Source organism: Qipengyuania sp. L-5Y, assembly GCF_056859455.1.
The window spans coordinates 137440-155768 of record NZ_JBSXOM010000027.1; the positions used below are offsets into that span (position 1 = coordinate 137440).

An 18329-nucleotide genomic window follows, 5' to 3' on the forward strand; every position below is an offset into this window, starting at 1 on the left:
CATGACGACCAACCGCCGCGTAGCCATCTGCAAGCCGCTCAGGACCCCGGTCGGGCGCTTTCTCGGCGCCCTCGCTCCGCTCGAGGCGGGGCAGCTTGGCGCCATCATCATCAAGGCTCTGGTGGAACGCAGCGGGATCGATCCTACGCGCGTCGACGATGTCGTCTTTAGCCAAGGCTATGGCAGCGGCGAAGCGCCGGCCATCGGCCACTGGAGCTGGCTGGCGGCAGGCTATCCGGAAGAAGTCCCCGGCTTCCAGCTCGACCGCCGCTGCGGCTCGGGCCTGCAAGCCGTCGCAACGGCCGCCATGATGGTGCAGACCGGCGTCGCCGATTGCGTGCTGGCTGGCGGTGTCGAAAGCATGTCGAATGTCGAACATTACACGACCAAGGCCCGTCACGGCTCCCGCCTCGGCGACCTGCAACTGTGGGATCGCCTGACCCGCGGCCGCCTGATGAGCCAGCCGATCGAACGGTACGGCGTCATCACCGGCATGATCGAAACGGCGGAAAACCTCGCCAAGGATTACGGAATTACGCGCGAAGAGGCCGATGCCTTCGCTGCGCGCAGCCATCAGAACGCCGCCCGCGCATGGGACGAAGGCAAGTTCGATGACCAGTTGGTCCCGGTGGAAATCCCGCAGCGCAAGGGCGATCCGCTCGTCTTCGGCAGGGACGAGGGCTTCCGCTCCGACGCAACCATCGAAACGCTCGGGGCCCTGCGCGCCATCGATGTGAAGCGCGACCCGGATGCCATCGTGACGGCCGGCAACGCCAGCCAGCAGAACGATGCGGCGGCGGCCTGCCTCGTCGTCGCCGAAGACAAGGTCGAGGAACTCGGCCTCGAACCCATTGTCTGGTTCCACTCGTGGAGCGCGGCCGGCTGCGATCCCAGCCGCATGGGTATCGGGCCGGTCCCGGCTGTCGAACGGTTGTTTGCCAGGAACGGCCTCGGCTGGGACGATATCGATCTGATAGAACTCAACGAGGCATTTGCCCCTCAGGCGCTCGCCGTGATGAAAGGCTGGGGCTTCGGCGAGGACGACAGCCGACGCGAGATCGTCAACGTCAACGGCTCCGGCATATCGCTTGGCCACCCGATCGGCGCGACCGGCATCCGCATCCTCGCGGACATGGCGCACGAGATGCAACGCCGCGAAGCCCGCTATGGACTTGAAACCATGTGCATCGGTGGGGGTCAGGGCATGGCTGCGGTATTCGAGCGCGCCGCATGACGACTGAGTGGTCGGACTGGATCGGGCGTGAGCAACGCAGTGCCGACCAGCTCGACCCGCCGCTTGCCGCGCGCTGGTGCGCAACCTTCGACCGCGATGCCCCCCCGGGCGATGCGATGCCGCAGGGCATTCACCTCTGCTTGTGCACGCCCGAGGCGCGAACAGGCCAACTTGGTGCGGACGGTCACCCTTCGCGCGAGGACAGTCCGGCCAGCTTCCTCCCGCCAGTGCCTTTGCCAAGGCGCATGTGGGCATCGAGTGCCATCCGGTTTCACGCCCCGATATCCATAGGCTCGGCCATAGATCGCGTGAGCCGCGTGGTTTCCATCGAAGCCAAGTCGGGAAACCGGGGCGACATGGTTTTCGTCGACATCGAACACGAGACCGGCGCCGACGGGCAACTGGCAGTGACCGAACGACAAACGCTCGTCTACCTGGAGGCGCAGGATAGCGCGGCGCCTCTGGTTCCACCGGAGCCGACAGGCGAGACCTTCGATCCTTCCGCATGGGAGGCCCACCACATCGCCACACCCGACGAGCGACTGCTGTTCCGTTTTTCCGCCCTCACCTTCAACACCCATCGCATCCATTACGACGCACCCTATGCGCGCGATGTAGAGCGCTATCGTGGATTGGTCGTCCACGGGCCGCTGATTGCGAGCTTGCTGCTGCAATGTGCTGCAGGAAGTTTCGGCGAAAACCGTCTGGCGAGCTTCTCCTTTCGTGGCGTGAGCCCCGCAATAGCGGGCGAGCCCCTGCACCTCGTCATGCGGGGCGCGGGAGAGGCAATCGAAATGGGTGCTTTCGCAACCGACGGGCGTCAGGTGACGAAAGCTTCTGCCAGCCTGGCTTAATTCAGCGGATAGTCTGTGATGGGTTGAAGCACCGTGTAACGTTCCGCCTGCGGTTCATGCCCGAGTTCGGGCAGTTCTATATCTTCGGGCGGCACATTCGTATCGGGGAGCCGATCGAGCAGATCGCGCACCAGCGTCAACCGACCACGCTTCTGATCGTTGAAATCCACCAGTGTCCACGGGGCCCATTCCGTATGCGTGGCGGACAGCATGGCTTCGCGCGCCTCGGTATAGGCCTTGTACTTGTCCCGTGCTGCCAGATCGACTGGAGACAGCTTCCAGCGCTTCAACGGATCATCGAGCCGTTCTCGCAGCCGCTCTTCCTGCCGGGCCTGATCGGTGGTCAGCCAATATTTGAACAACAGTATCCCATCATCGACCAACTGCTTTTCGAATATCGGCGCCTGTGAAAGGAAAGCGCCGACCTGCCTTTCCCCGGCATAGCCCATCACCTTTTCCACCCCGGCCCGGTTGTACCAGCTGCGGTCGAACAGCACGATTTCTCCGGCACTGGGAAGATGTTCGACATAACGCTGAAAATACCACTGGGTCTGCTGCGTATCGGTGGGCTTCGGCAGCGCTACGATGTGGCATTGGCGCGGGTTCAGTGGTTCGGACACGGCGCGGATGGCGCCGCCCTTCCCTGCCGTATCCCGACCTTCGAACAGGACCACGATCCGCTGACCCGTCGCGCGCGCCCAGCGTGCCATCCCGACAAGTTCGGTCTTCATCGGCGTCAACTCGGCTTCGTAATCGCTCTTTTTCATGGTTTTCCCGCGCCAGATTTGAATGGTGAACGCAATGCTAGTATCAACAGCAACAATATGGCTACATTCGAAGAAACCGAACAGGACTTTAGCCGGCTACCCGACCTTCCGGCAGAGGTATTCACCGCACCGCTGAAGAAGCCGGATCATGTCGGCGACGACTGGCTCGAACCCCAGCAGACGCAGTACGATAGCGATGATGATGCAATCTGGAACGATCTGTTCGAGCGCCAGATGGGCGTTTTGCCGGGGCGGGCAGCGAGCGCTTTCATGGCCGGGCTACAGAAGCTTAATCTCAATCGCGGCGGTGTGCCGGAATTCGGCAAGCTTTCGGAAGACCTGACCGCCTTGACCGGGTGGAGCGTCGTTCCCGTGCCGATGCTCATCCCTGATCATGTGTTCTTCTGGCATCTGGCCAACCGCCGGTTTCCTGCGGGCAATTTCATCCGCACGCGCGAAACCTTCGATTACATCCAGGAGCCCGACGTCTTCCACGACGTATTCGGGCATGTCCCGATGCTGACCGATCCGGTCTATGCCGACTATATGCAGGAATATGGCCGCGCGGGTTGGAAAGCCATGCGGCATAATCGCCTCAAGGCACTGGGCTCGCTTTACTGGTACACGGTGGAATTCGGGCTGATCGAGGAAAAAGACGGCATCAAGGCTTATGGCGCCGGCATTCTGTCGGGCCCGACCGAGGTGGTCTACGCAATCGAGGCGGAAAGCCCCAACCGCATCATGCTGAACGTGGATCGTGTGATGCGCACCGATTATGTCATCAGCGATTTGCAGCCGACATATTTCGTCATCGAAAGCTTCGAGGATCTCTACCGCCAGACAGTGGAGCGCGATTTCGACAAGCTCTATCGGAACCTGGGGCCCGGTTTCACCTACGCCAATACGGCAGTGATCGACGTCGACTACGTGGTGAACCGGGGCACTTTGGAATACACTCTGCGCGGCGGGCGCGGGTCCGGCGCAAAGCCTGTTTAAACGAAAACGGCCCCGGATCGCTCCGGGGCCGTTGTCGTTAGAATAACTCAGAGCTTACATGCCCTGGGCATCATCCATGGCTTCGCCCTGCTCTTCCATGGCATCTGCCTTATCTTCTGCCTGGTCGGTGATAGCGTCCGACTGTGCGTCGCTGATCGTGCCAGCGTCTTCCATGGCATCAACACGTTCGTTGACGGCTTCTGCCTGCTGTTCGCCGGCATCTTCCATGGCGTTTTCGTTCGGGCCGTCGCAAGCGGCGAGGCCGAGGCTAAGAGCGGCAGCCGAAACGACGAGCGAAGCTTTGGTGAATTTCATGTGTATTCCCCTTGACCTTGTATCGCGCCGCAATGGCGACGCCGTGTTAACGCCGTAAACGAAATGCGGCGAGAATGTGATGAACGGGCCGGACAGATGCGAGTTCCCGTCTTTCTCCATTCACGGTCGAACGTATTGAGCAAAGTAAGAAACGCGCCACGGCAAAGGACCGGGACGCGTCGGGAAACCCCAAGATATCGGGCGACCGGTTTAGCTGTAAGCGCGCTGTCGTACGAGATTGAACAGCCCGATGGCGACAGCCGATCCAAGCACGGCCCACAGTAGGGCTGTCCCACTTACCGTGCCGAAAATCGCCCCGTTTCCGGCGATAAGGCCGGTTACCAGCGAACCGAGCACGCCGATCAGTGCATTGGCCAAAATGCCGCGACCATCCTCGATACGAAGGATGATTGTTGCCAACCATCCCAGAAGAGCGCCCACGACAATCAGGATCAACAAACCCATCGGTGCCTACTTACATTTGCGTTTCATACGAATTGGAAAAACGCGCAGGCGGGCAAAGGTTCCGCCAAATCTGCCGAATGGAAACATCGGTGCCGCAATATTGCAACACCTGCTACACGAGGCCGAGCCACAGCAGCGCCGCTGTGCCCGCAACAATCCGGTACCAGCCAAAGGGCGTGAAACCGTTCCGGCTGACGAAAGCGACGAAGGCTCGGATCACGAAGAGCGCGACGATAAAGCTCACGACGAAGCCGATCGCGATTTCGTCCCAGCCGACGCGCGTCGCCCCCGCCATCAACTGATCGTATTTGGTCGCCATTTCCAAGGTGGTCGCGCCAACCATCGTTGGCACGGCGAGGAAGAATGAAAACTCCGCTGCGGTCTTGCGGTTGATGCCCATGGCCAGCGCGCCCATGATGGTTGCGCCCGAACGACTGACGCCCGGCACCATGGCCAGACACTGGGCGAAACCGACCGCCAGAACCTTTGTCAAAGACAGATCGGCAACACCCTGACCGTCCTCACGCGGTTTGGCGAGCCGTTCGATCACGATGATGGCGATACCGCCAGCGATCAGCGCCCAGGGGACGATGCCGGGATTGCCGAGCATGGCCTCGAAATTTTCGTAAAGCGTGAAGCCGATAACGGCGCTGGGCAGAAAGCCGAGCAGAATGTTGCGGGCGAACATGAGACCTTCCCGCTCGCGCCGCAGAACGCCCATCCCAGCAGACCAGAACGTGCCCCAATACTGATACACCACCGCCAGAATGGCACCGAGCTGGATCACCACATTGAACATCGCCCATTCGCTCGGATCGGCGCCCGACAATTCGGTAGCGAGAATGAGATGTCCGGTCGAGGATACCGGGATGAATTCGGTCAGTCCTTCGACGATGCCGAGGAAGATCGCGGTGAGATAATCGTTCATGCGCATGCGTCCATGAAGAAAGGGCGGAGCAAGTCAAGCGACCCGCTCCGCCCCATGGCAGATTACCGGCAAACCGGGCTTTACCAGATACGGACGCGCTCTTCCGGCGGAAGGTAGAGTTCATCATCCGGCGTCACGCCGAAAGCTTCGTACCATTCGTCCATATTGCGCACGACGCCGTTGACCCGGTATTCTTCGGGACTGTGCGGGTCGGTACGCAGACGCTGACGAGCGGCGTCCTCGCGCTGCTGCGAGCGCCAGACCTGCGCCCAGCCCAGGAAGAAGCGCTGATCGCCGGTGAGCCCGTCGATGACTTCGTCTTCCTGGCCGTTGAGCGATAGCTTGTAGGCGCGGTAGGCAAGGCTCAGTCCGCCAAGGTCGCCGATATTTTCGCCAAGCGTGAGCCGTCCGTTCACGCAGGTTTCGCCGTCATCGAGCGGGCAGAACTGGTCGTATTGCGCGACTACTGCGTTTCCGAGCTTGTCGAAAGCCTGGCGGTCAGCGTCGGTCCACCAGTTGCGAAGCATGCCGGTTGCGTCCGATTTGGAACCCTGATCGTCGAAGCCGTGGCCCATTTCGTGGCCGATTACAGCGCCGATGCCGCCGTAATTCACCGCATCATCGGCACTTATGCCGAAGAAGGGCTGCTGCAGGATGGCAGCGGGAAACACGATCTCGTTCTTGGTCGAGTTGTAATAGGCATTCACCGTCTGCGGCAGCATGAACCATTCGGTCCGGTCGATCGGCTGGCCGAGCTTGGAGACCATGTCCTGCCAGCCCCATTCGGCGGCCGCCATGCTGTTCGCAACCGGATTGCCGGCTGTGATAGCGAGATCCGGATAGGTCTCGAGATTATCGCGATAGCCGATCTTTGGATCGAAGCTGTCGAGCTTGGCCATAGCTTCGCGCTTGGTCGCATCGCTCATCCAGTCGATTTCATCGATGCTTTCGGCAAGCGCCTTGCGCAGATTGCTGACCAGGTCGATCATTGCGGCCTTGTTCTCTGCGGGGAAATAGCGTTCGACATAGGACTTGCCGACGAGTTCGCCGAGCATGCCTTCGGTAGCCGCGATCGAGCGCTTCCAACGCGGGCGCTGTTCGGGCGTGCCCTGCAGCAAAGTGCCGTAAAAAGCGAAATCGGCATCGTCGAACCGCTTGGGCAGGATCGCCGCGTTGTTTTCCAGCATCTCCTTGGCCGTCCACGCCTGCAATACATCGACAGGCGTATTCATGATGAGCGTTGTCATCGCCGGAGTGCCTCCGCCGATCTTCGCCAGCGTCGCTTCGTCCAGCCCAAGTTCCGCCGCGCGTTCGGCGCTCGGCGGCATGTCGCTCACGATGAAACGATCGGTCTGCCCAAGACCCATCTTCTGCAGCATGGTCTCGAGCGGGAAGCCATTGGCGAGTTCGTCCACCTGGGCGTGTGTCAGAGCTGTGTAGGTGAGGTCCCGGTTGCGCCGCGTTGCACGGTCCCAGCTTACGGTGCGGGCGATGGTGTCTTCGAAATCATACACTTTCTGGGCCATGCCGGCAGCATCCGCATAGCCCGCTTCGCCCAGCAGAAACGCCAGATATTCGCGATACTTGGCCTGGATGTTGCGGCCCTTCTCGCTGTCGTCGAGATAATAATCGCGATCCGGCAGACCGAGGCCACCCGACCCCAGATAGACAGAGTACCGGCTCGGTTCTTTCGCATCGACAGAAACATAACCGCCCAAGGGCGAAGCATAGCCAGGCGTTGCCCAGAGCGAGGCGAGCGCTGCCGGGGTTTCCGCGCCGTCTATCGCGTCCAGATAGGGCTTGATGTTGGTAAGACCCGCGGCCTCGATGCTGTTCGTGTCGAGGTAGGCATTGTATGCATCGACAATGCGCTTCTCATCGGCCGAGAGAGTGGAAGCGTCTTTCTTGAGAAGCTCGTTTACCAGCGTCTGAACATCGCTCGTCGACTTTTCACGAAGCAGATTGAATGCGCCGAAACGGCTGAATTCCGCAGGGAGCGGATTGGCCTCGAGCCACTTCTGGTTCGCATAGGCGAAAAAGTCGTCGCCCGGCTCGATGTCCTGCGAGATATAGGCGGGATCGAAACCCCATTCGCCGAAGCTCATCGTGGGTAGGGGCGTATCGGTTTCGTCCTGTGCGGCAACAGGTGCGGCCAGCGTCAACGCAAGCGCACTCGCGCCAGCGGCAAGCATGGTACGGATCATTTCTGCATTCTCCCGAGATTCAATGCGACCGGCCCGAACGGGCCTCAGGCCTCGCGATCTAACACGTTTGGTCGTAGCGGCGAAGCGGTTCATCGGAGCGCACGGGCAGTCCGCAGAAGGATCAGGCGCTTTCGAGCCCGAATTGTAGCGAAGCCAGCCGCGCATAGAGACCGCCATTCGAGGAAAGCTGCTGGTGCGTTCCCTGTTCAACGATCCGGCCATCTTCCATCACCACGATACGGTCTGCTGCACGAACAGTGGAAAGGCGATGCGCAATAACCAGCGTGGTGCGATCTTCCATCAGATGTTCCAGCGCATCCTGCACCAGGCGTTCGCTTTCCGCATCCAGCGCGCTGGTCGCCTCGTCAAGCAGCAGGATCGGCGCATCGCGTAGCAAAGCGCGGGCAATGGCTATGCGTTGGCGCTGACCGCCAGACAGCTGAGTACCGCTTTCCCCGAGATAGGTATCGAGGCCCTGCGGAAGTTTCTGCAGGAAGCCGGACGCATTGGCAGCGCGCGCCGCTGCCCAGATATCTTCCTCGCTTGCGTCCCAATTTCCATAGCGCAGGTTATCGCGTGCATTGGCGCTGAAGAGAACCCCTTCCTGGGGTACATAGGCGATACGACGCCGCACTTCGGCGGGGTCAGCGCCCGTTAGCGGGATTCCGTCGAGGCGGATGGAGCCTGCCTGCGGATCGTAGAACCGCTCGGCCAGCTGAAAAATCGTCGACTTGCCTGCACCCGAAGGCCCGACGATGGCAACTGTCTCTCCTGGCTCAACCTCGAGACTGAAATCGGTGATTGCCGGAGCTTCCAGCCGCGTGGGGTAACGAAAAGTCACATTGCGGAAGGATAGCCCGCCCCGCGGGGGAACGGGTAGTTCCTGCGGACGGGCAGGAGCGGTAATCACAGGCTTTTCATCGAGCAATTCGGATAGGCGGCTTGCCGCGCCCGCACCGCGTAACAAGTCCCCGTATACCTCGGTAAGCGCTCCGATGGCGCCGGCGACGAGGCCTGCCGTCAAGACGAAAGCCGCAATCGTCCCGCCTGTGATCGTTCCTTCGCTTACAGCCTGCGCGCCCCGCCAGACCAGCAGGGTAATTCCGCCGAACACCAGCAGGATGACGACAGCAGTCATGGCTGCGCGGATCATGACCCGGCGCCTCGCGACGGAGAAGGTACGCTCGACCGCCTCCTGGAACCGACCGTGCTCGCGGCCTTCCTGGTTGAAACCTTGAACGATCTTCATGGCCGAGAGCACTTCGGTGACCATCGCGCCGATATCGGCCACCCGATCCTGGCTGGTGCGCGACACCTTGCGCAGCCGCCGTCCGAATATGGTTATGGGAATAATGATTGCGGGGATGAGCAGGAGCAGCCCCATGGTGAGCCCCGGCACCAGCCAGAACAGATAGGCCGTCCCGCCGATCGCCATGAGAAGATTACGAAGCGCAACCGATACGGTTGTGCCCACCACTTGCTCGATCAGCGCCGTATCGCTGGTCATCCGGCTGGAGATTTCTTTCGGACTGTTTTCTTCATAGAAACCCGGCGCCAGTCGCAGCAGATTTTCCTGCACACGCAACCGAATGTCGGCGACAACGCGTTCACCCAGCCAGCTCACGAAATAGAACCGCATGGCCGTTCCAATGGCCAGAACGCCCACGATCATGAGAAGATACTGAAACCAGCGCGCGATGTTGCCCGGGTCGGCACCATCGGCGAAGCCGCGATCGATCACCAGCTTGAAGCCTGCCGGAATGGCGAGCGTCGCGGCGGCGGTAATGCACAGAGCAACCAGAGCCAACGCGACGTGGCCGGGATAATTGGCGCCGGCACGATAAACCATCCTCAAGGGGCGAAGAGAGCGTTCGCGCGGATTGTCCTTGGCCGTCCGCTTACGCGAAAAACGTCTGCGGCCCTCGGTTTCGGTATCGTCCTTGGATCCCATGGCATTCAGTTAGGTGGGCGGGCGCGGAAAATCCACTCTGCTGCACGCGCGAAGGCACAATTTGGTAATTTGTGCATTGCACAAGAGATGCCGGAAAGGCAGGATAGCTGTCTTTCGCCCGGTACGAGACAAGAAAAAAGGCCGGGTCAGCAGGGGATACGCATTGCTTTACCACGCCCATGAACTCCAGCGCAGCTGGCTCAATTCGGCCAGCACTTTCGCCTCGATCGGGGTGGAAATGCTGAACAATCCGGCCAATCCTTTGAATTACGTAGGCCCCATGGGCTACATGAATATCGGCCCTATCGCGGCGAGCGCACTCGAAGTGTTCGCGCATGCCACCGCCACTTATGGCAAGCCGGCATGGAACATCGAAGCCGTTGACGCGGGCGGCGAATCCCACCCGGTCATCGAATCAACGGTCGTCAACATGCCGTTCGGCGATCTGAAAGAGTTCTATCGCGAAGATTTGCCCGAAGATGCTCCGCGCCTTCTGGTAGTCGCGCCGATGAGCGGGCACTACGCCACTCTTCTACGCGGCACGGTCGAACGGATGCTGGAAAACTATCGCGTTTTCGTAACCGACTGGGCGGATGCCAAGACCGTGCCGCTGCACGAAGGCGAATTCGATCTGGATGATTACATCGATTACGTCATCGCCTATCTCGAACACATCGGGCCCGGCGCAAACGTAATGGCTGTGTGCCAGCCATCGGTACCGGTGTTCGCTGCGACTGCGATCATGAACGCCGACAAGCATCCCTGCACCCCCAAGACGCTTACCATGATGGGCGGTCCGATCGACACGCGGTGTTCACCGACAAGCGTCAACGATCTCGCCATGGAACGTCCGATCGAATGGTTCCGCCACAGCGTTATCGCCACCGTGCCGATGCAGTATCGCGGGGCCGGAAGACGCGTCTATCCCGGCTTCATGCAGCTTGCCGGGTTCATGAGCATGAACCTCGGCAATCACATGATGAGCCATTACGAGATGTTTAAACACCTCACCGTGGGCGACGACGAGAGCGCTCAGGCCACCAAGGATTTCTACGACGAATATCGCAGCGTTTGCGACATGACCGCCGAATTCTATCTCCAGACGGTGGAGGAGGTGTTCCAGACGCATTCTCTCCCCAACGGGACTTTCGTCCATCGCGACAAACCCGTCGATCTTGCCGACATTACAGAGACCGCTCTGCTCGCGATCGAAGGCGAGCGTGACGATATTTCAGGTCTAGGCCAGACGAAGGCCGCGCTCGACCTGACGCCCAAACTGTCGGACAGGAAAAAGCGTTATTACATGGCGGAAGGCGCGGGCCATTACGGCATTTTCAACGGCAGCAAATGGCGCGGGAAGATCGCTCCGGTGGTAGAGGAATTCATCGCCGCGCACGGCTGAGGCAGATCACGCTGGCGGCGGCGGTCTGCGCCGCGCCAGCACCTTGCCAATCGCCCGCCGGATAATCACGAGTAGCGTGATGGTCAGGGCCAGCAGGAACAGTGCAATCCCGCCGGCCAGCAGCGGGAATTCATAAGCGAGATACAAAAGTCCGACCGTCGCCACATCTTCCGCTGTCGATACGGCGACATTGCTGACTGGCTCGGGACTGGCGTTGACCATTCCGCGGGCGCCGGCTTTACCTGCATGAGCAGCAAGGCTCGCGCCGCCACCGAGCAGAAAAGCGATTACCTGCGTACCGGGATCGGACGGATCGATGATTGCCAGCGCCAGCAGCGCCCCGCCGATCGGCCGGACAATGGTGTGAACGGCATCCCAGGCAGTATCGAGCCACATCACCTTGTCGGCAAGGAATTCCACAATTGCCGCCAGCGCGGCAATGCACATAACCCATGGGTTCGCCAAGACGTCGAGACTGGCAAGATGCTCGGGCAAGGGTAGCGCATTCATCCGCATGGCAAGGCCCGTTGCAAAGATGCACAGATAGAGCCGCCATCCCGCCAGCAGGCTCACGCTCCCCGCTATGCCGATGATCTCCATCACACCCATGATTATGAGGCTACGCCACCAATGCCCCTTGGGACAACTCAATCGGCGCGATGATGTGCCACATCATAAGGCTTTCCGTATGCACCGAATGGAATTTCCAGCGCGGCCCGGTCCCAATTCGCAAGCTCAGCCACTGCGGTATAACTCGTTTCGAGAAATTCCATCAGCATCGCGTCCGGATCACCCGACGCGCGCACGCGGGCATAGGGCAACACCCATTCACCAAGCTGTTCGTGCCAATAGGCGGCTTGCGGTCCAACCTTCGCGTTCTCCAGCCCTTCTGGCGAAGGATAACCGTACGCATAAAATGCAGCTTCCTCGACGCCCCCGCCGCCAAGCCAGAATCCGGCACTTGCTACTTCGTGGCTGTATGCCTCCCGCGTCACGTCGTCGGGAAGATTGGGAAACCCGCCTGGATGCACGGGCGCCTCCCGCCCGGAAAAACGAGTGACTGCCAGATCGAAGCTTCCCCAGAATAGGTGGCTGGGGCTGGATTTTCCGACAAAGCCGGTCCGGAATTGCTCGAAGACCCGGTTGGCGTCGGAAAAGGCGCGATGTATCTTCGAAATCGCCTGTTGGTTCCACACCCTGCCGCGCGTATCCTGCGCAAAGGGAACGGCGTCTTCGACTTCGTTCGGGGCTCCGGATATGTCGGTTTCCACTCCTGCCTCGCGAAGGAGTTGAGTCAGCTGGTCATGGAATTCCGCAACGCTCTGGCCGGTAATTACGAAGCTTTCGGCAAAGCTGGCCGATGTCTCGACCCCGACGGTCGAATGGTGGCAGTCCACCAGTACCTCAGCTTCGCCATTCTGCGCGAAGACAGGGTAGCTTCGGAACCCGCGAGGGACCACGCGCAAGGCGAGATGCCAGCTGTGGTTGCACCAGGGCAAACTGCGCGTCGGCAGTTTGCCGATCACCTGAAGATAGGCATGTAAGCTTTCGATGACCGGGCGCTGGGCCGCGAAATCGAGTTCTGGCCAGCGCTCGGTCATCGAAAATTCTCCTTAGAAGATCTCGAACAGGCCGGCTGCACCCATACCGCCGCCGACGCACATGGTGACGACGCCGTATTTGGCGCCGCGACGTTTGCCTTCGAGCAACACATGCCCGGTGCAACGCGCACCGGTCATGCCATAGGGGTGGCCGATCGAGATCGAACCGCCATTGACGTTGAGCAGATCGCCCGGGATGCCAAGCTTGTCGCGGCAGTAAAGCACCTGCACTGCAAACGCCTCGTTCAGCTCCCAGATGCCGATATCGTCGACCTTGAGATCGAACCGCTCGAGCAGCTTGGGAATGGCGAAGACCGGGCCGATACCCATTTCATCGGGTTCCGTGCCCGCAACCGCCATGCCGACATAGCGGCCCAGCGGTGTCAGGCCTTTCTTTTCTGCAACCTTGGCTTCCATCAACACGCTGGCCGACGAACCGTCCGACAGCTGCGAAGCGTTGCCTGCCGTGATCGTGGTGCCTTCACCCATTACCGGCTTGAGCGCCTGCAGCCCCTCCAGCGTGGTCGAGGGGCGATTGCCTTCGTCCTTGGCGATGGTGATCTCGACATCAGAGATCTCGCCTGTTTCCTTGTCCTGTACCTTGTGCGTCGTGGTGACAGGAACGATTTCATCGTCGAACAGGCCTGCTTCCTGTGCGGCGGCAGTGCGCTGCTGGCTCGACAGCGCATATTCGTCCTGCGCCTCGCGGCTGATGCCATACCGCTGCGCGACCGTCTCGGCAGTCTGGAGCATGGGCATGTAGATTGCGCCGTGCATCTGCATCAGTTCCGGATCCGGCATCACGCGCATTTCCTTGGTCTGGACGAGACTGATGCTCTCCTGACCACCGGCGGCGACCACATCCATGCGGTCGGTGATGATCTGCTTTGCCGCCGTGGCGATGCTCATCAGGCCGCTTGAACACTGACGGTCGATGGTCATGCCGCTGGTGCCGATCGGGCAACCGGCGCGCAGGGCCACCTGCCGAGCAAGATTGCCGGCCTGCGTGCCCTGCTGGAGCGCGCTGCCCCACAATACGTCGTCGACTTCGCCCGGCTCGATGCCGGCGCGTTCGATAGCGGGCTTCAGCGAATAAGCGCCGAGCGTGGCCCCCTTGGTGTCGTTGAACCCGCCCTTGTAAGCGCGGCCGATTGCGGTGCGGGCGGTGGAGACGATGACTGCGTCACGCATGGGTATTTCCTTGGATTGCTAAATGTACCTGATCCTCACCGGGGAGGAGGGGGAAATCAGACGAAAATCTGGGTGATCCACTCGCAGATCAGGGCCGGCTTTTCCTCACCCTCGATCTCCATGGTGATCTCGCTGGTCTGCTGCCACTGTCCGGGACGCTTTTCGATCATTTCGACCAGCTTCCAGTGGCCGCGAATGCGCTTGCCGCTGCGAACGGGCGAGATGAAGCGCGTTTTGTTACCGCCATAATTCACACCCATCTTCACGCCGTCGATCTTGGGCATGTCGGACTTGGCGCCGAGATAGGGGATCATCGACAATGTGAGGAAGCCATGCGCGATGGTCCCGCCAAAGGGCGTCATCTTGGCCTTTTCTTCATCGATGTGGATGAACTGGTGATCGCCGGTCGCATCGGCAAATTTGTTAATGCGGTCCTGACTCATTTCGACCCATTCGCTGGTGCCGATCTGCTGTCCAACCTTCTCTGCCAGTTCCTGCGGGCTCATACTCGCCTCTCCTCTACTCAAAACGCTTGGTTTCGCGCGACTCTACCACACGATGCGGCGCGACTCATGGCGCATGCAAAGGGGGTGCGCAACCGCGCGAAGTCTGCCGTTACGGAATGGCGGGCTTGGCCGAAGCAGCCGCGCGACGAGCGTCACGGCGCGCCTTGTGCTCGGCTGCTTCACGCGCCGAATCGCGTTTTCGGCAATAGGTCCACAAAGCGATCTGCAAGCCGATGAGCATGAGGAACACCGGCTGATAGGCGATCCCCTGGAAGGTTGCACCGACAAGATAGACGATGTTGGAAAACTGCAATGCGCTTGCCAGCGGGCCCTGCCACTGTTCTGCAGGGTTTGTCCGGTCCCGCCACTTCCTGCGAATCCGCTCCATCTGCAGGAGGCCCAGTGCATGCAGGCTGAGCCACATGATCAGACCCGGCCAGCCCTGTTCGCCCAGCATCTCGAAGAAGGAGGAGTGATAGGCGCGCCCTGCATCCGTCACATCCTGTATTTCGGTGACCAGGGCACCGCCTTCCTCGCGTGTTACCGGCATGCGGTACGTGAACTTGTTACCGCGATAGGCGTCGAACCCGCCGCCCAGCGGATGTTCGGACACATAATCCAGCGTCCACATCCAGACCTGCATGCGGGTCGAAGCCGATTCGTCGGATTCGACAGATCCCAGCGTTGCCATGCGTTCGTAATAGCTGGCGGGAAGAAAGGGCAGCGCGGCAACCCCCAGCGCGCCGGCGGCCATTACATACATCAGCCGGTTCCTGACATCGCGCAGCATCAGGATGCCGAGCACGCCGATGCAGAGCAGGCCGGTCCTCGCTTCGGTGCCGATCGGAATCAGCAGGCAGGCGAAAATGAGCAACCCGGCAAAGGTCTTCACACGCCAGTCGGGCGGGAAGATCGTACCATGCCTGGTAAACCACAAGATGATCGGGATCAGCGCAATGGAAACCGTTGCCAGGGTCGAACTTTCGTAGATGTTCGAATTGTCGTTCACGAACAGATAGAGATTTTCGTACCCGCCACCGCCGAGCGCCGTCTTCATGCCTGCCGAAATGATGATCGCCCCTGCGGTCAGCACCAGCACCAGCGCCGCAGCCTCGATCCGCAGGCGGGTTATCAGCGTGACCGGCAGGAAGATGGCAAAGACCAGCGCCTTCCATACCCAATCCCACTTTTCATGGGCCTCGATCGGGAAATCGGCCCATTGCAGGGTCATGAAGCAGTAGGCGAGCAGCGCGCACATGATGCCCTGGCGCAGCGTAAACTTCGTGTCGGACTTGGGGTCCGCAAATGCCCATCCCGCAAACGCCAGCAAGAATGCGATCAGCGAGATCGGCAGCATCGGCGTCAGCGTCCACCCGATCTTCTGCGGCGCGAGAATATCGATATAGAGATAGGCCAGCACCCAAATGAACGGGCGCCTGAGACCGAGCAGGAACATGGCCATGACGGTCAGGAAGAGCGCTACATCAAGCATCGCCGCGCTTCTTGCGTTGGCGGGTACCAGCCGGTCGTTTTCCCGTCGAATGTTCCTCGGGCTCGGCGATCACATCGCCTAATGCCTCCTCTCGGTCGAGCTCGCCGCGCGCAAGTATGCGCAAAAGCGCAATGACGAGAAGCGCGTGGGCAAGGGCAAGGGCAAAATAATCGATCACGTGCAGGTCTTTCCAGTGCGCCTCTAATGCAATGCAGTTGACGCGTCGTTAAGCGTGATGTGTCACAGGAACCCATCTTATGACCCGTGTTCTGCACATTCTCGACCATTCACTGCCGCTGCACAGCGGTTATACCTTTCGCACGCGCGCCATACTCAAGAGTTCGCAGAGCGCCGGGATCGAGGTTTGCGGTATCACGGGCAATCACCACCGGGCCCAAGGGCCACCCGTCGAAACCGTCGACGGGCTGACCTTCCATCGCACCGCCACGAGATTATCCAGCCCCCCGATCATCCGTGAATGGCAGGAAATCGAAGCCTTGCGCGCAGGGATCGAATGCGTGGCAAAGGAATGGCGGCCCGATATCATCCATGCCCATTCGCCCGCCTTATGCGGGATGGCCGGCTTACGCGCCGCACACCGTCTGGGCATGCCTTTCGTTTACGAAATACGCGCTTTCTGGGAAGATGCGGCAGTCGGCAACGGAACCGGCAGCGAAGGCTCGATAAAATACCGCCTGACCCGCGCGCTGGAAAATCGCGTGGTCGCAAAGGCCGACGCCGTCTTCACTATCTGCAACGGCCTTCGTGACGATCTCGTCTCCCGCGGTCACGATGGCGACAAGATCGCCCTCTCGCCCAATGGGGTCGACCTTACGCTGTTCGGACATCCCCCGGCGCGCGACGAAACCCTTGCCGCCAGTATCGGGATCGGGTCAGGGCCGGTCATCGGTTTCATCGGCAGCTTCTACGATTACGAAGGGCTGGACGATCTCATCGCCGCCATGCCTGCGCTACGCAATCATCATCCGAACGCACAATTGCTGCTGGTCGGTGGCGGCCCGATGGATGCGGCACTGCGTGCGCAAGCTGCCGCCTCGGGTGTGGGCGAGGCTATCGTATTTACCGGCAGGGTCCCTCATGACGAGGTCGAACGGTATTATTCGCTGATCGATGTGCTTGCCTACCCACGCAAAAAATCGCGGCTTACCGATCTGGTCACCCCGCTGAAACCGCTGGAGGCAATGGCGCAGCAGCGGATCGTTGCCGCGAGCGATGTCGGCGGGCATCGCGAACTGATCGAAGATGGCGTCAGCGGCCTCCTTTTTCCGCCCGACGACCCGCAGGCCATCGCGGCAGCCTTGGCTGGATTTGTCGACGCCAAGGAGCGCTGGCCCGCCATGCGCAAGGCCGGTCGCATGCATGTCGCTGCAAAGCACGACTGGGCCAGGAACATCGATCGTTATCGTGCCGTTTACCAAGAACTGCTAGGACGTGCCTCGTCCGCGGCCGCCTGAGCCGCCCATGGTGAGTTGAGACCGACCGATGACCGACGCAACCCGCACCGCACCAGTCAGCAAACACCCTGCGTTCAAATGGGGTGTCGGCTTGTGGTTTGCGTTGCTGATGGGGCTTGGCCTGTTTGTCATGCCCGAGAGCATCCATCAGGCACTGGCCGAACGACTTTCGCTGGATGGCGTGCTGAGCGCCGGGTCGAGCAGGATTGTCCTGTCCGTAATGGCGGCTTTGCTTGGCCTGCTGATAGGTGTCGTGCTGGCCATGCGTGTCGCGGCGATAAACGACGCCGTACTCGACGACGATGAAGAAAACGACGTCGACCCCGCCTGGCTTCGCAAGGAGGAAGAGCCACTTCCTGTCGCCGCCACCGAAGACGCGCCGCGCCGCCCGTTCAATCCGCGCGAAGACATGCATGAAGAAGGGATTGCGACTTCTCAGGCAGATGAAGCCGAGGTTGCCGCGCTTCCTATTGATGAGCCAACGGACTATTCGTCCGAAGTCGGCGCATCCCCCTCTGAAATTGTCGAACCGCTCGACGACGAAGCGCGCGGTTCCAGGGACCACGAACCCGACGGTGGGCAATCCGTTGGCGATACGGAAGAGATTTCCTTCGACACATCCTCTGTCGCTCCACCGGTTGTTGCAGAAGCGGTCGGCGACCTGTCGCTGGATGCGCTAACGGCGCGGCTTGAACGCGCGCTGGAGGCATGCAAGGCAGGCCCCGTGGCGGCGCGCCAGGGCGAGAATACCGATCCGGTCATTGCCTTTCTTCGCCGCGAGGCCGAGAATGAGACACCGCTGCGGCCTCGCCAGGACGAGACCGGCGATCCGGAGGCGGAACTGCGCAGCGCGCTTGAAAAGCTCAACAGGGCGACCAAGTCGCAATAGAGCCAGCCGGGTACGCGCTTTTCAGCGCCTGACGCCCGTTAAAGTGTAAATCTTGCAGC

At 60.6% G+C, this 18329-nt stretch carries 18 protein-coding genes; 6 read left to right on the forward strand and 12 right to left on the reverse strand.

Annotated features, from left to right (window positions below):
• Position 1 precedes the first annotated feature (1 nt).
• Positions 2-1234, forward strand: coding sequence for an acetyl-CoA C-acetyltransferase (locus AC13F2_RS06900; RefSeq protein ID WP_482964728.1), 1233 nt, complete (start codon positions 2-4; stop codon positions 1232-1234).
• Positions 1231-2088, forward strand: a complete 858-nt coding sequence (locus tag AC13F2_RS06905) for an HTD2 family dehydratase (protein WP_482964729.1) — start codon at positions 1231-1233, stop codon at positions 2086-2088. The genes AC13F2_RS06900 and AC13F2_RS06905 overlap by 4 nt, the downstream gene beginning before the upstream one ends.
• Here AC13F2_RS06905 and ppk2 read toward each other — a convergent pair.
• Positions 2085-2855, reverse strand: coding sequence for a polyphosphate kinase 2 (ppk2, locus tag AC13F2_RS06910; protein WP_482964730.1), 771 nt, complete (start codon positions 2853-2855; stop codon positions 2085-2087). The two genes, AC13F2_RS06905 and ppk2, sit on opposite strands and share 4 nt — an antisense overlap.
• Positions 2856-2912: 57 nt before the next feature.
• Between ppk2 and phhA the strand changes: the two genes are divergently transcribed.
• The gene (gene phhA / locus AC13F2_RS06915; protein ID WP_103023978.1) at positions 2913-3851 is read left to right on the forward strand and encodes a phenylalanine 4-monooxygenase; all 939 of its coding nucleotides are present in this window, start codon (positions 2913-2915) and stop codon (positions 3849-3851) included.
• A gap of 54 nt (positions 3852-3905) precedes the next feature.
• On the opposite strand, the gene AC13F2_RS06920 is transcribed toward phhA, so the two are convergent.
• From AC13F2_RS06920 to AC13F2_RS06940, 5 genes are all read right to left on the reverse strand, one after another.
• On the reverse strand, positions 3906-4166 hold the full coding sequence (locus tag AC13F2_RS06920) for a hypothetical protein (protein ID WP_103023977.1): 261 nt from the start codon (positions 4164-4166) through the stop codon (positions 3906-3908).
• 210 nt (positions 4167-4376) lie between these two features.
• Positions 4377-4631 carry a GlsB/YeaQ/YmgE family stress response membrane protein gene (locus AC13F2_RS06925; RefSeq protein ID WP_482964731.1) on the reverse strand — a complete coding sequence of 85 codons (255 nt, stop codon included), beginning with the start codon at positions 4629-4631 and terminating at the stop codon, positions 4377-4379.
• A gap of 112 nt (positions 4632-4743) precedes the next feature.
• The gene (locus AC13F2_RS06930; RefSeq protein ID WP_369828439.1) at positions 4744-5559 is read right to left on the reverse strand and encodes an undecaprenyl-diphosphate phosphatase; all 816 of its coding nucleotides are present in this window, start codon (positions 5557-5559) and stop codon (positions 4744-4746) included.
• A gap of 80 nt (positions 5560-5639) precedes the next feature.
• Complete coding sequence (locus tag AC13F2_RS06935; protein ID WP_301643232.1) at positions 5640-7763, reverse strand: M13 family metallopeptidase; 2124 nt, start codon at positions 7761-7763, stop codon at positions 5640-5642.
• Between the two features lie 121 nt (positions 7764-7884).
• Positions 7885-9714 (reverse strand): ABC transporter transmembrane domain-containing protein, encoded by a 1830-nt coding sequence (locus AC13F2_RS06940; protein WP_196847133.1) that lies wholly within the window; start codon positions 9712-9714, stop codon positions 7885-7887.
• A 163-nt stretch (positions 9715-9877) separates the two neighbouring features.
• Here AC13F2_RS06940 and AC13F2_RS06945 point away from each other — a divergent pair, with 163 nt between their 5' ends.
• Complete coding sequence (locus AC13F2_RS06945) at positions 9878-11116, forward strand: polyhydroxyalkanoate depolymerase (RefSeq protein ID WP_301643231.1); 1239 nt, start codon at positions 9878-9880, stop codon at positions 11114-11116.
• Positions 11117-11122: 6 nt separating this feature from the next.
• On the opposite strand, the gene AC13F2_RS06950 is transcribed toward AC13F2_RS06945, so the two are convergent.
• The 6 genes from AC13F2_RS06950 to AC13F2_RS06975 form a co-directional block, all read right to left on the reverse strand.
• The gene (locus AC13F2_RS06950; RefSeq protein WP_482964732.1) at positions 11123-11725 is read right to left on the reverse strand and encodes a DUF4126 domain-containing protein; all 603 of its coding nucleotides are present in this window, start codon (positions 11723-11725) and stop codon (positions 11123-11125) included.
• A 38-nt stretch (positions 11726-11763) separates the two neighbouring features.
• Positions 11764-12717, reverse strand: a complete 954-nt coding sequence (locus AC13F2_RS06955) for a DUF5996 family protein (protein ID WP_482964733.1) — start codon at positions 12715-12717, stop codon at positions 11764-11766.
• 12 nt (positions 12718-12729) lie between these two features.
• Positions 12730-13908: an acetyl-CoA C-acyltransferase gene (locus tag AC13F2_RS06960; RefSeq protein ID WP_482964734.1), complete on the reverse strand. Its 1179-nt coding sequence runs from the start codon at positions 13906-13908 to the stop codon at positions 12730-12732.
• Positions 13909-13964: 56 nt separating this feature from the next.
• Positions 13965-14414, reverse strand: coding sequence for a MaoC family dehydratase (locus AC13F2_RS06965; protein ID WP_103023968.1), 450 nt, complete (start codon positions 14412-14414; stop codon positions 13965-13967).
• Positions 14415-14523: 109 nt separating this feature from the next.
• A complete protein-coding gene (locus AC13F2_RS06970) occupies positions 14524-15906 on the reverse strand; it encodes a DUF5935 domain-containing protein (protein ID WP_196847136.1) in 1383 nt (460 codons plus the stop codon).
• Complete coding sequence (locus AC13F2_RS06975) at positions 15899-16084, reverse strand: hypothetical protein (protein ID WP_222827032.1); 186 nt, start codon at positions 16082-16084, stop codon at positions 15899-15901. Before AC13F2_RS06975 ends, AC13F2_RS06970 begins: the two co-directional genes overlap by 8 nt.
• 79 nt (positions 16085-16163) lie before the next feature.
• Here AC13F2_RS06975 and AC13F2_RS06980 point away from each other — a divergent pair, with 79 nt between their 5' ends.
• Both AC13F2_RS06980 and AC13F2_RS06985 read left to right on the forward strand, forming a co-directional pair.
• A complete protein-coding gene (locus AC13F2_RS06980) occupies positions 16164-17381 on the forward strand; it encodes a TIGR04063 family PEP-CTERM/XrtA system glycosyltransferase (protein WP_482964735.1) in 1218 nt (405 codons plus the stop codon).
• A 28-nt stretch (positions 17382-17409) separates the two neighbouring features.
• Positions 17410-18270 (forward strand): hypothetical protein, encoded by an 861-nt coding sequence (locus AC13F2_RS06985; protein WP_482964736.1) that lies wholly within the window; start codon positions 17410-17412, stop codon positions 18268-18270.
• The last annotated feature ends 59 nt before the right edge of the window (positions 18271-18329 follow it).